Raw genomic sequence first — 13,158 nt, forward strand, 5'->3', positions numbered from 1 at the left:
GGCTCGTGCCCCCGTACTGCGACGTCGCGCCGTTGACGTAGATCGTGATGCCGCTGTTCGGGTCGGCGTCGGCCGAGATGTCCGACGTCGCCCGGTTGCTGCAGCTCGTGCTGATCCCGTTCTGGTAGGCGGGCTTGGCAAACGTGCCGGAACAGCCGCTGCCGCCCTTGTTCCACGCGGTTTCGCTGTAGCCGCGGCTGCCGCCCGACGCGGTGAGTGTGGTGCCGCCGACCGCGACGACCTCCGGCGAGCTGGCCGGGTAGTCGGTTTGGCCGCCGCTTTCGGTGCCCGCGTCACCCGTGGCGGCCAGTACCGCGACGCCGGGGTGGTTGTAGTGGGTCTCGGAGTCGGAGGGAATGGCGTTCTCGTGGTCGGAATAGCTGTTCGAGACGAACTTCGCGCCCAGCCGGACCGCGCTATCGACCGCGGTGGCCAGATCGCCGTCGTCGTTGGTGTTGCCTTCGACGAGCAGGATCTTGCAGTCCGGACACAGCGCGCTGACGGCGTCGACGTCGATGGCCATCTCGGTGGCCCACCCCGAGTCGGTCTGGGTGGGCAGCGTGCTCGTGCCGTCCTGGCCGACGACCGTAAGACAGCCGCTCGCTTTGGTGCACGCGGGAAGGCCCCAATGCGATCGGAAGTCGCCGAGGTCCTTTTCGATGCCGGGGTCGTTGTAGGCATCGACGATCGCGACGGTCGTGCCGCCGCTCTTCAGGCCGGTGACGCCGTATGCCTTCTGCAGGTCGGTGGGGCTCATCGCGGCCGCGGGGCGGTCCGCGCCCGGCGCGACCAGCCGCACCGCCTGGCACCTGGCGTGCCCGGCGGGTGCGGTGGCGCACGAGGCCGCGGCCAGCTGCGGCCCGGCGGCGGCGATCGCGGCCGGCGCGAATGCGGCCACCACCCCGGCGCCCAGCGCGAGAGCCGCGCTGGCGCTGGCCAGCCCTCTCATAGTCTTCGAAACACGCATCGTTGCGGGTCCTTCCTCGTTCGGTGCCTCACGGCGGCAGCCAGTGGACGGCACGGCCGGGCGCGCGAACCAGGAACAAGCGGAACAACCCGGCGTTGTTCCGGTCCGGACCCGACGTTCGGGGGGTGCAGCGGCAGCCACGCCCGGAGCGACCATGGGAGAGGCGATCACCACCGGAGGAGGCGCCCGTGCCGGACACCGCGTCGTTCGGGATGACGCTGATCAAGCTGCGCCGCGCGGCCGGGCTGACGCAGGAGCAGCTGGCGCAGCGCTGCGGGCTGAGCGCCCGCGGCGTCGGCAACCTCGAACGCGGGGACCGGCACCCGCGGCGGGTCACCGTCCAGCTGCTCGCCGACGGCCTGGACCTGCCCGGAGCCGACCGCGCGGAGCTGCTCGACGCAGCCCGCCGCAGCCGGCTCGAACGGCACGAAGGCCGGGCCCCGGCGATCCCCGCCGAGCCCGACCTCGTCGGCCGGGCAGCCGAACGCGCACTAATCCACGACCACGTCGCCGGCGCCGGCCCGCCGCTGCTGGTGCTGACCGGGCAGATCGGCATCGGGAAGTCGCGGCTGCTGGCCGAGGCCTCAGCCCGCGCCCGCGCCGGCGGGATGGTCGTGCTGGCTGCGAGCTGCCCGCGGCACGGCGCCGAGCCCTACGCCCCGGTCGCCGACGCCCTCGCCCGCCGCGTCCGGGACCACCCGCGCGTCGGCGGCCCGGCCGCCGGCGGGCTGGCGTGGCTGCTGCCCGAGATGGGCACCGGCGAGCCGGCCCCGGCTCGGCCGCACCGGCGCGTCCTGTTCGCCGAGGCCGCCCGGTTCCTCGGCGCGCTGGGCGAGCGGGCCGGCGCGCTCGTCGTCCTGGACGACCTGCACTGGGCGGGCCCGGACGCGCTCGCCCTGCTCGTTTCGCTGCTGCAGGACCTGCCACCCGGTCGCGTGCGGTTCCTGGCGGCCTACCGCGACACCGAGACCGCGCCGTCGGGCCCGCTGGCCGATGCGCTGCTCGACCTGGTCCGCCACGGCCTGCTCGCCCGGCTGCCCCTCGTCCCGCTCGCCGAGGCCGACGCCGGGGTCCTGCTGGACAAGTGCGCCGGTGGGGACGTGGACACGCCCGCCCGCGAGCGGGTGCTGCGGCTGGCCGGCGGCCTGCCGTTGTTCCTGGTGCAGCTGGGCCACGCCCTCGGCGGCGGGCACGACGCGGCCGGCGAGCTGCCGTGGGGGCTGGCGCACGCCGTGCGGCGGCAGCTCGGGTCGCTGCCGCCGCCGACCGTCGACGTGCTGACCGTGCTCGCGGTGGGGCAGCACCGGCTGTCGGTCGCCGTGCTCGCCGCGGCGGCCGGCCTCGACCCGGACGACGTGCCGGACATCCTGGCCCCCGCGCACGCTGTGCGGCTGCTCGACGAGAACGCCGACGGCGTCCGCCTCACCCACGAGCTGGTCGCCGAGGTGATCAACGCCGGCCTGCAGCCGAGCCGGCGCCACGTCCTGCACCGCAGGCTGGCCGACGCGCTCGGCCCCGCGCCCGGTGGATCCCGCGCGGCGGCCGCGTACCACTACACGCACGCCCAGGACCCGGAGCGGGCCGCCCAGACGCTGCGGCACGCGGCCGAGCAGGCCAGTCGGCAGGCCGCGCACGACGCCGCGGCCCAGCACCTCGGCGACCTCGTGGCGCTGCTGGAGCGCACCGGGCCGCGCACGGCCGTCGCCGAGGCCGCCGAAGACCTGGCGAACGCCCTCGCGGCGGCCGGGCGCTACGACGCCGCGCTCGCCGCCGCCGAGCGCGCGCTGCTGGGCTACCGCGAAGACGGCGACGAAGAGCGGCGCCGGATGGTGATCGCCCGCATCGGCCACTTCCACTACCAGCGCGGCACCCCGCGCGAAGGGCTGGCCCTGCTCGCCCCGACCCTCGCCGACGACCGCCCGGAGGAGTCCACCGTGCGGCTCCAGCTGGCCCGGGCGGCGAACCTCTACCAGAGCACCCGCTACCGGGAGACCGTCGACGTCTGCACGGCCGCGATCGCCGCCGCGACGGCCGCCGGCGACGACCACGGCCTCGCCGGCGGCCACCTGCGGCGCGGGCTCGCGACCCGGCTGCTCGGCCGGAACGCGGCCGCGCTCGCCGACCTGCACACGGCCGCCGCCACCGCGGAACTGTGCGGCGACCGGGAAATCGTCGTCCGGGCCCTGACCGGCGTCGCGGTCGTCCACCACTACCGCGGCGACCTGGTCCGCGCCGACCGGCAGTACGCGCGCATCCTGCAGCTGGCCGAGGAGCTCGGCGACCGCGAGCTGCTCAGCCGCGCGGTGTGCAACCTCGGCGACAGCGCGACCTACCTCGGGCACTGGCGGCTGGCGTTGCGGCGCTTCGACCGCGCGCTCGAGCTGGCCAGCCACGGCAGCTCGCCGATGTGCGAGTCGATGGCCCTGATCGGCCGGGGCACACTGCTTTCGGCGTGCGGCAAGCACGACGCCGCGCGCGAAGACCTGACGCGGGTGATCCGGCTGGGCCGCGACAGCGACAACATCGACCTCGTCCGCAACGCGACCGCGCAGCTGGTCGAGAGCGACGTCCGCACGGGACGGCCGGAGCACGGCGTGGCCCGGCTGGCGCCCTTGCTCGACCTGCCCGGAGAGCACACCTGGCAGCTGACCGACGCGTTGCCGTTCCTCGCCGAGGCCCAGCTCGCCGCGGGCGACCCGGTGGCGGCGGCCCGGACGGCGAGGGCCGCGGCTGCCCGGGCGGTGGCCATCGAGCACGGCATCGCCCGGACCGAAGCGCTGCGTGTCCTGGGAGCCGCCGCGGCCGCGCGCGGCGCCTGGCCCGAGGCGTCGGCGACGCTCGAGGAAGCACTCGGCCTGGCCGAGGCGGCGGAATCGCCGTACCTGACGGCCCGCGTCCACGCTTCCCGCGCAAAGGCCGCCGCCGACCGCGGCGACGAGCGCGCTGCGGCGACCGACCACGCAACGGCGGAGGACCTCTTCACGGCACTGCGCCGAGACGCCGGCACCACGGAGAACTGACTCGACAAACGATCGTGCGCCGGATCGGAGACGGCGCCGGCGCCGAGCACGTCATTCCGCTGGCCGATGCCCAGGTGCAGCTGGTCGAGCAGTTCGCCGAGGAAGCACGATCCGACGTCCGGTCCGCGGCGGTCGGGTTGCTGCCGGAGCTGAAGCAGTACCGCGGCTGGCTCGCTATTCCTGGCCAGCAGTGGAGGCAGGCCGGAGCGCGCCTTGACCGCCGCGGCGCTTCCGCCGTCATCGCCGGCGAGCCGGAACGTCACATCGGTCCGCGCCCCTGGACCCCGACGGCAAGCGACTGCATGACGGCCCGCTGCCCAACACCGAACCCAAGCTGAAAGCCCTGTTCGACAAGCTCGCCGAGCATGGGCCGCTGCTGGTGGTGGTCGACCAACCGGCCACGATCGGGGCGTTGCCGGTCGCGGTCGCCCGCGCCGCCGGGCACCAGGTGGCCTATCTGCCTGGTCTGGCGATGCGCCGCATCGCCGACCTCTACCCCGGCCGCGCCAAGACCGACGCCCGGGACGCATTCGTCATCGCCGACGCGGCCCGCTCGCTGCCCCACACGCTGCGCCCGGTCGACGTCGGCGACGAAGCCCTGGCCGAGCTGGAGGTGCTGGTCGGGTTCGACGACGACCTCGCCGGTGAGGCCACCCGGATCAGCAACCGGATCCGCGGCCTGCTCACTGGCATCCACCCTGCTCTGGAGCACGCGATCGGCCCGCGGATCTCGCATCCGGCCGTCCTGGAAATCCTCTCCCGCTGCGGGGGACCGGCCGGCATCGCCAAGGCCGGCCGCCGCAAGCTCACCGCGATCGCCAAGGCCCACGCGCCGCGCATGGGCGAGCGGCTGGTCGAGGCGATCATGGCCGCCCTCGGCGAGCAGACGGTCACGGTCCCCGGCACCGCCGCCGCGGACACCGTGCTGCCGCGGTTGGCCGATAGCCTCAAAACGGTTCTTCTGCAGCGGAAACAGGTTGCTGAGCAGGTGGAGGGGATACTTGATGCGCACCCTCTTGCCGGGGTCCTGACTTCGATGCCCGGCATCGGGGTCAGGACCGCCGCCCGGATCCTGCTCGAGGTCGGCGACGCCTCCAATTTCGCCAGCTCGGGACACCTTGCCGCCTACGCCGGCATCGCCCCGGTGACTCGCAGCTCCGGCACCAGCATCAAGGGCGAACATCCGGCCCGGACCGGCAACCGCCAGCTCAAACGCGCGTTCTTCCTCGCCGCCTTCGCTGCCCTGGCGGATCCGACCAGCCGGGCCTACTACGACCGGAAGAGGGCCGAGGGCAAGAAACACAACGCCGCGCTGATCTGCCTGGCCCGGCGCCGCTGCGACGTCCTCTACGCCATGCTCCGCAACGGCACCCACTACCGACACCCCCAACCAGCCCCCGCCGCGGCTTGACAACCACATAGACCTCCGATCTTGCTAACTGTCAAGCCGCGACTCCGGTTGGCGTGCCGAGAGCAGAGCCGAAAGCCTTGGCCGGGTCATAGGTCTGGCCGGTCTCGAGACAGTGGTGGAGCTGGCCGAGGAAGCGGTTGAACAGGTGCCGCAGGGCGGCGGCGTGCCGGTCGCCGTGTGCTCGGCGACGGTGGTAGTGGTCGCGTGGCGCGCCGGCTCGGCCGATGCTGGCGAAGGCCCAGACGAAGCCGGTGGCGTTGAGACGGTCGTTCTTGACGGTCCGGCGGGTGATGGAGATGCTGCGGCCCGAGGCCCGGGTGACCGGTGCCGATCCGGCGTAGGCCTTGAGGGAGCGGGCGTCGCTGAAGCGTGCGCGATCGTCGCCGATCTCGCCCAGGACACGCGCGCCGGACAGATCAGCGAGGCCCGGGAAGCTGGTGATGATCGCGTAGTCCGGGTGCTGCTGGAACGCCGTGGTGGTGGACTCGGTGAGCTGGTCCGCGCTGGCGCACTCCGCGTTCAGAGTGGCCAGCAGCGCGAGGGCCTGGCGGCTGAACGCCTCCTCGACCACCCGCGGTTGCCGCAACTGCGGCTTGCGCACCTCTATGAGGAGCTGCGCTGCCAGGGCGTCGATGCCGCGCTGGCGGCCGGCTCGACGCAGGGCCGCGGCGATGCGCGTCTTGGTGAGCTTCGCCGCGGCGGCGGGTGTCGGCGCCAGCGCCAGGACCGCGCGGGCTTCGGCACTCGCCAGGTTGGTGGCACCGCCCTTCGCGAACGCGGCGAGGAAGCCGGGGTAGTACTCGCGCAGCACGGCGCGGAGCTCTTGGGTGGCGCGGGATCGCCGCCAGATGGCGTCCTGGGTTGCGCGGGACAGCACCGCAATGGCTTGGACCTGTTCACTGTCGGCAGGTAGTGGCCGGTGCGCGTGGGCGTCGGTGCGCAGGATGTTCGCCAAGGTCATCGCATCGACGTGGTCGGACTTCTTCCGCGAGACGCTGTGTCGCTCGCGATAGCGGGCCACTGCCATCGGGTTGATCGAGTAGACCTGCCGCCCGGTTTGTCGCAGGCCGGCGACCAGCAGGCCGCGTGGAGTCTCGATCGCCACCGGAATCGGATCGGTCGTTGTGTCGCCGGCGTCGGCGAGCATGGCCAGCAGGTCGGCGAAGCCCTCGGCCGAGTCGTCGATGCGGCGCTTGGCCACCAGAGCACCCTCAGCGTCGACCAGGGCGATGTCGTGGTGGTCCTCGGCCCAGTCGATCCCGCAGAACACCTTCACTCTCAAGCTTTCCCTTCGGCTAGCTGTTTGTGCTGGTCAGAGACCCTGACGAGAACGCGCGGCGCCCTAATGACGAGGCTCTGCGGCCTGACCTCCGATTGAGCCGTTCGCGATCCCAGCGATCCGCGCGGGCACCAGTCTCGACGGAGAACTCGGGCGGTTCCCGGCCACTGAGGTGTCCTCCGCGCGAACGGGCTCGGACCACGAACAAACTGCCCGAACAGGCGAACGGGTGGGACGCGGACACGCCGGTCGCGCCGCTCTATCAGGAGGGCTCACAAGCCCAGGGACACCCAAGGCATCCACCGAGCACGCCCGGCCCACCCGTCCGAACGAACGACAAGAACACCAGCCTTCGGACCAGACGGCTCGTCAACTCGTTCGGTAGTCATTAGGGACACCCCCCCAGCCTGTCGGCAATGCCTGATCGAGAAACCTTTCTTCAGGGGACAAAACGAGGGCGGACAGCTCTAGTTAACGATCGCGTCGCCGAGGTCGTCGCGCCGGACCGTTCGAAGGTTGGGACCAGCTAACGATCAAGGCGAACGTAATCAGACCCACGGCTGCGATGATCGCGTATGGAAACCATTGCCAGCCGCCATCGCTCATCAGCGCACCGCTGGCGATGCCTCCGACAACAGCCGCCACCACGAGGACGGTAACTATTCCCCAGCGGCTTCCGGTCATTTTTGGCTTCAGAAACATGAATCTCCTTGATTGAATTGGAGTAAGTGCGCGGTGGCGGAGTCGCCGTAAGGCAACTCCGCCACCGCGGTCAACTCGCCGCCTCGCTATTGATCACTTCCGGCAGTTGGGGCAGGGATTATGAAGGAGGGGAATGCGCTTGTAGGCGACGACACCGATTCCGATTAAGGCGCCGACTGCGCCGACGACGGCGGCTCCGGTGCCGATCCCGGCAGCGCATCCAACTGGGCCGAAGGTGCACGCTACGAGGCCGCCGGCGGCACCGATACCCGTGCCACCACCTGCATACTTGGCGATCGTGTCGAAATCGCTGGTGAAATCATCGACGCTGTAGTCGCCGCGTGCATCGGAGTGGTTGATGGGGTCGCCTTGGCCGTAGGCGTAGGTGTTGGCCTCCTTGCCGGTGGGGTCGGTTTGGGTGAAGCGGGCGTAGACCGGGCTGTAGTGGCGGTAGCCGGTGAGGTACTCGCTGCTGGCCAGCTGGTAGCTGCCGAGCCAGCGCAGCCGGTTGGCCGAGCCGGCGGTACCGGTGATGCTGGTGTTGTAACCGTAGGGGGTGTACCCGTACGACGCGGTCACGGCACCGGCGTCATCGACGAGGGCCAGGACGCTGCCCTGGTAATCGGTGATGGCGTTGTGGTGCTTGCCCGCGGTGTCGACCAGCCCGGTGAGGCCGCCGTCGACGTCGTGGATGTAGGTGGTGCCGGCGCCGTTGTCCACGGTGCGGGAAATACCCAGCGCATTGCGGGTGAAAACGTGCGTGACGTTGCTCGAGCCGACCTGCTCGGTGATCGAGGCAGGCTGGGTCTGGTCGAGGGTGTCGTAGGAGCCGCTGAACACCGTGCCGCCGCTGGTGGTGATCGAGGTCAGCTGGTTGGTGTCGCTGTAGTGGGCATCGCCGCCGGGGGTGGTGGTGGCCAGGTTCCCGGCGCCGTCGTAGCCGACGGTGGCGTTGTCGATCTTGGTCATCTGGTTGGCGTTGTTGACCGTGTAGGTCCGGCCGTCACCGGAGGTGATGTTGCCGGCGTTGTCATAGCTGTAGGTACGGGAACCGGCGGTGGTGAGACGCCCGAAGCCGTCGTAGACGTTGTCCGCGGTGCCGGAGCCGTCGGTGCGGGACTGGACCTGGCCGGTGTCGGTGCCGTCGGGCTTGGTGTAGCGGTAGGTGGTCGAGAAGATCGACGTCCCGGCGGGGTTCTTCACCGTGATGCTGGTCTGCCGGCCAGACTTGTCGACCCCGATGGTCTGCGTGCTGCCGCCGGGCAGGGTGGCGGAGGTGCGGTGGTCGGCGTTGTCGTAGCCGTAGGTGGTGACCTTGGTTGCTTGGTCGGTCAGCGTGGTGAGGCGGTCGGCTGCGTCGTAGCCGTAGCCGGTGGCGCCGGTCGGGTCGTCGACCTTGATCAGGTTGCCGGCCTTGTCGAAGGTGTAGTTGGTGGTCTGGGTGGTACCGCCGGCGGTGCGGACGACCTTGGTGAGCAGGCGCCGCTGGTAGGTGTTGGTGAACGAGGCTCCGATGGTGCTGGCGCTGGTGCGGTTGCCGATGCCGTCGAAGCCGTAGGCGGCCAGGCCGGTGCCGTCGGCCTTGGCGACGGAAACGACGTGGTCGAGCTTGTCGTAGCCGTAGCTCAGCGTGACCCCGTTGCCGTCGGTGACGCTGGTGACCCGCGACAGCGAATCGTAACCGTAGGCGACCGGCTTCAGCGGCAGCGGCGGCGTCACCGACGTCAGGTTCCCGGCGGTGTCGTAGCCGTAGCTGGTGACGTGGTTGTTGCCGTCGGTGGCCGTGGCCAGCAGCCCCGCGCTGTAGGTGTACTTGGCGACGTCGACGCCCAGGGCGTCGGAGTGCACGGCGCTGACGTTGCCGGCGTTGTCGTAGGTGTTGGTGACCGTGTGGCCGGAGAAGTCGGCGACCTGGGTGGGCAGGTGCGGGTGGCCGGTGTCGGTGTAGCCGACGGTCATGGCCGCGCCGGTCGGGAGTGTGCCGCCCTTGAGGTTGTTGAGCGGGTCGTAGTCGTAGGTCGCCGAGTTTTGCAGCCCGTCGGTCAGTGATTTCACGTCGCCGTGGGCCGACCACGACTGGGCGCGGTCGTGGTTGAGGGCATCGGTGGCTTTGGTCTGCCGGCCGGCGCTGTCGAAGGTGTAGGTGCTCTTGTGCTGGTTGGGGTCGGTGACCGTGGTGGTCGGGCTGGCGTAGGCGTAGGTGGTGATGCTGTCCACGCCGTCGGCGTTGGGTTCGGCGACCTGCGTCACGCCGCCGCCGGAGTCGTAGCTGAGGGTGTAGGTGCCCCCGGCCGGGGTCTTGATGGTTTTGACCCGTCCGTTGGCGTCGAGGCCGAAGAGGGTCTTGCCGTTGTCCCGGTTGGTGATGCTGGTCAGCTGGTTGTTCGCGTCGTAGCCGTAGCCGCCCGCGGTCAGGCCCGCGGGGTCGGTGATTGTGGTCAGCCGGCCGTTGTTGTAAGCCGCGGTGGTGACGCGGTTCTGGGTGTCGACGATCGAGGCCAGGCTGCCGTCGCCGGGGTTGTAGCGGTAGGCGACGACATGACCGTTGCGGTCGGTTTGCGACGACAGTCGCCCGTCTCCGGTGAACAGCCACGTCTCACCCGACGAGTCCTGGGACAGGGTGAACTTGCCGTCGGGCAGTTTCGTGAGTGTGGAGTGCATTCCCGAGGGGGTCGCGTACGTTCCGTCGGCGTTCTTCTCGAACACGGTGCAGTACCCGGTCGGGTCCTGGAACCGCACCCGGCCGTCCGGGTAGGGCACCAGTTTCAGGTCGGGGCCCGCCGAGCTCGTCCAGTAGGACCCGAAGGCGCCCGAGCCGAGGTTGCGGCTGTTGTAGACCGCGTCGAGGGACATGTTGAGACCGGTGCCCTTGATGGTCAGGGCCCGGTCGGTGATGACGGCGTTGCCGTTGTAGCGGTTGACCAGCAGTTCCGTGCGGTCGGAGATGGCGTAGCGATCCATCGCGAACCACGGCTGCGTCCCGGTCTGCGGGTCGTAGCACAGAACCGACTGGGTCGACTCAGCTGATCTCGGTGCCGCCGTCGGCGGTCTGACCGGAACCTGGTCGGCCGGAACACCGGTCGGGGTGTGGTTGATCTGGGCCGGCGGTGTCCAGGTTGGCGGCAGCTGCACCCCGCCGTTCTGGCCAGCCGGTGCAGCTACGGCTGTCGCCGGGACTGCGGCGAGCAACGCGACCACTGACGTAAAGGCTAAATTGCGCAGCACGAATTGCCGCAACGACTTTTGTCGCATGAAGATATAACTCCCCTCGGAGCTCTAATGGCTCCACCCAATGTGACTTCGCGGATGTGGTCGGCATGACGAGCCGCCCCCTCGGCAGTTCGTACTGCTGGCCACGGTTACGCTCCACGCAAGCGCTGAACTTGAGCGGTCACGGCGTTATCGCACTACGGTCTTCACGCTCCTTTTCGAGGTCGACACACAGATTTCGGCGAAATCGGAAGTCTGCGAATGTGACGGCTGGCTATATCAATGGAGACGCGGCTACAGACCGCGCCACGAAACACGCCAGCCACACCTCGAAACACGAGAGCGGGCCAAGGGGCGCAGGCCACCGGGAGCACGCGCCGCGGCCGACAGTACTCGGTGCGACTTGCCAAGTGCCAGGTCCGTTTGGAGGGACTGTCAGCGTGTTGGCCCTACCGTCGGTGGCTCGGGTGTTCGATGTCCACCCGATCGGTCTATACCAGTATTGGCTTGATCGCCTAAGCTGCCTGGGCGCTGCTCTCGACCCGAGGTGAGAGCAGCGCCCAGGGGAGGGGTTGGATGAGCACGCTTGACGGTCGCGTGGCCGTGGTGACTGGCGGGGGGACCGGACTCGGCCGCGAGATCGTCGATGCGTTCGCCGTGGCCGGCGCGACGATCGTGGTGGCCAGCCGAAAGCTTGAGGCTTGCGAACGCGCTGCAGCGGAGGTTCGCGAACGTCACGGTGTCGAAGCGCTGGGCGTGGCGTGCAATATCGGCAGCTGGGATGAGTGTGACGCTCTCGTCGAGGCCGTCCACAGCAGGTTCGGCCGCGCCGACGTCCTGGTCAACAACGCCGGCGCGGCGCCGATGTACCGTGACATGACCGAGCTGACAGAGCGCATGTGGCGCAGAGTTCTTGAGGTCAACCTGCTGGGTGCGGTCGCGTTGTCCCAGGGGTTTGGCCTCCGGATGGCTGAGACTGGCCGAGGGGCGATCATCAACATCACCTCGACGGGCGCGGTCCGCCCGAAGGATCCTTTCGTGCCGTATGCTGTGGCGAAGGCTGGGCTGAACACGTATACGCAAGCGCTCGCCCAGTCGTTAGGCCCTCGGGGTGTCCGGGTGAACGCCATCCAGTGTGGACCGTTCCGGACTGCGATGTCGACAGCGTGGGATGAGCGCGTCGTCGCGACTCTGGAGAGGACCGCGGCGCTGCGCCGGATTGGGAGTCCGGACGAGATCCGGGCTGCGGCCCTGTACTTGGCCAGCGACGACTCAGCCTTCGTGACCGGCGCCGTCCTTCAGCTCGACGGCGGCGCGACGTTCTGAGAACCCGCTTCCCTCGGCCAGGTCGCGTTCGTCGGGTTGAGCAGTCAGCTGGACGAACCTGCAGGTATACAACTTCATTGTGCCAGGAGTGGTCGTGACCACTAATCACCTGAAAAACAGGCAGCACGCGGGACAGTGGCTCGCGCTCGACGAAGACGGCCTGCTGTACGCCGTCGGCGACGCTCTCTACACCGGTGTCTCGCTCAACAACGCCGATCCTATCGTGAGGAGAATCGTTGCACCGCTGATTGAACGTGCCAGGGCGAACTCTACCGAACAGCGAGCGACGGTGCGTTTTGGCCGTGACTCGTTCGATGTGCGGGTCAAACCCGCTTTGGGTGGCCGTGACGGCGCGCTGATCGCGTTACAGGCCTGCTACGTCCCGGCTGGAGAGCAGATGCCAGTCAGGCCGGCGATCGCGGTCTGGGAGTGGGAGGAGCCGCCACCGGGCACCGGTGAGTCGCTACGACACTGGTGGGGCGAAGACGCACCGCGTTTCTACGGCGTCGAAGCACCGGCCGGTGACTGGCATGGCGGCGAGAGCGGCCGCGACCCCTATCGCTTCATGGATAGCGTCCTGACCGAGGACTTTCGTGTAGCGACCACGGCGGTCATGCAAGACTTCCGTGAAGCCGAGGTCGACAAGCCGCTGATCAAGTTCATGGAGCAGCGATATGGCGCCACTCAGACGCGACGTGGGGTCCGAGCGGTCGGTCGCAAGAAGGCCGATAACTACTACGCCGGCTTCTCCCTGAAGGTCGACCTGAGCCAAATCCACCAGACGATGGCCGGTCCGCTGCTGCGGCAGCTCGGCGCCTACGCGGCGATCATCACCGATCCGCTCATCATGGTGGACGCGATCCACGACTCGGTCGTCGTCACCAGCGAAGACTTCGCGCGAATCGACGTGCCGGTGCCGGCGAACAGCAGCCTTCGGTCCATGGTCCACGCGAGTGACATCGAGGGCGTGCTGGCCTTGGTCAGGCACGCCGCGAACCATCCTGGCAGGCGGAGCCAGCCGGTGCGCGGCTCACTCAAAACCCGCTCCGGGGACTGGCTCAAGATCCGTTTTCATGCAGTAGGAACCAACGACAGTGCGACGTCGGGCAGGCAGTTCGTCATGTGCCGGCTCGAGGTCATAGAGGAGGCGGCCATGTCGGCACCAGCGGCCAACCTGTCTCTTCGCCATCCGCCCAGCAACCGCGGACACGACTGATGCCCGGCGCTGTTCGTGCCGCCGGGC

At 69.6% G+C, this 13,158-nt stretch carries 6 protein-coding genes and 2 pseudogenes; 5 read left to right on the forward strand and 3 right to left on the reverse strand.

Annotation, left to right across the window (positions count from 1 at the left end):
• Positions 1-967, reverse strand: a pseudogene (locus ACLJPY_RS49590) (hypothetical protein); the annotation flags it as partial.
• 188 nt (positions 968-1,155) lie between these two features.
• Between ACLJPY_RS49590 and ACLJPY_RS49595 the strand changes: the two are divergent.
• The 3 genes and pseudogenes from ACLJPY_RS49595 to ACLJPY_RS49605 all read left to right on the forward strand — a co-directional run.
• Complete coding sequence (locus ACLJPY_RS49595) at positions 1,156-3,987, forward strand: ATP-binding protein (protein ID WP_410597992.1); 2,832 nt, start codon at positions 1,156-1,158, stop codon at positions 3,985-3,987.
• A 14-nt stretch (positions 3,988-4,001) separates the two neighbouring features.
• Positions 4,002-4,325, forward strand: a complete 324-nt coding sequence (locus ACLJPY_RS49600; protein ID WP_410597993.1) for a hypothetical protein — start codon at positions 4,002-4,004, stop codon at positions 4,323-4,325.
• Positions 4,250-5,398: pseudogene (locus ACLJPY_RS49605) on the forward strand (IS110 family transposase); the annotation flags it as partial. The gene ACLJPY_RS49600 and the pseudogene ACLJPY_RS49605, both read left to right, overlap by 76 nt.
• 31 nt (positions 5,399-5,429) lie before the next feature.
• Here ACLJPY_RS49605 and ACLJPY_RS49610 read toward each other — a convergent pair.
• Both ACLJPY_RS49610 and ACLJPY_RS49615 read right to left on the reverse strand, forming a co-directional pair.
• Positions 5,430-6,674: an IS110 family transposase gene (locus ACLJPY_RS49610; RefSeq protein WP_410597994.1), complete on the reverse strand. Its 1,245-nt coding sequence runs from the start codon at positions 6,672-6,674 to the stop codon at positions 5,430-5,432.
• 798 nt (positions 6,675-7,472) lie between these two features.
• On the reverse strand, positions 7,473-10,577 hold the full coding sequence (locus ACLJPY_RS49615) for an RHS repeat-associated core domain-containing protein (protein ID WP_410597995.1): 3,105 nt from the start codon (positions 10,575-10,577) through the stop codon (positions 7,473-7,475).
• A 588-nt stretch (positions 10,578-11,165) separates the two neighbouring features.
• Here ACLJPY_RS49615 and ACLJPY_RS49620 point away from each other — a divergent pair.
• Both ACLJPY_RS49620 and ACLJPY_RS49625 read left to right on the forward strand, forming a co-directional pair.
• A complete protein-coding gene (locus ACLJPY_RS49620) occupies positions 11,166-11,915 on the forward strand; it encodes an SDR family NAD(P)-dependent oxidoreductase (protein WP_410597996.1) in 750 nt (249 codons plus the stop codon).
• Between the two features lie 94 nt (positions 11,916-12,009).
• Positions 12,010-13,131, forward strand: coding sequence for a hypothetical protein (locus tag ACLJPY_RS49625; protein WP_410597997.1), 1,122 nt, complete (start codon positions 12,010-12,012; stop codon positions 13,129-13,131).
• The last annotated feature ends 27 nt before the right edge of the window (positions 13,132-13,158 follow it).

The organism is Amycolatopsis sp. lyj-23, from assembly GCF_046549135.1.
Taxonomy (GTDB): Bacteria; Actinomycetota; Actinomycetes; order Mycobacteriales; family Pseudonocardiaceae; genus Amycolatopsis.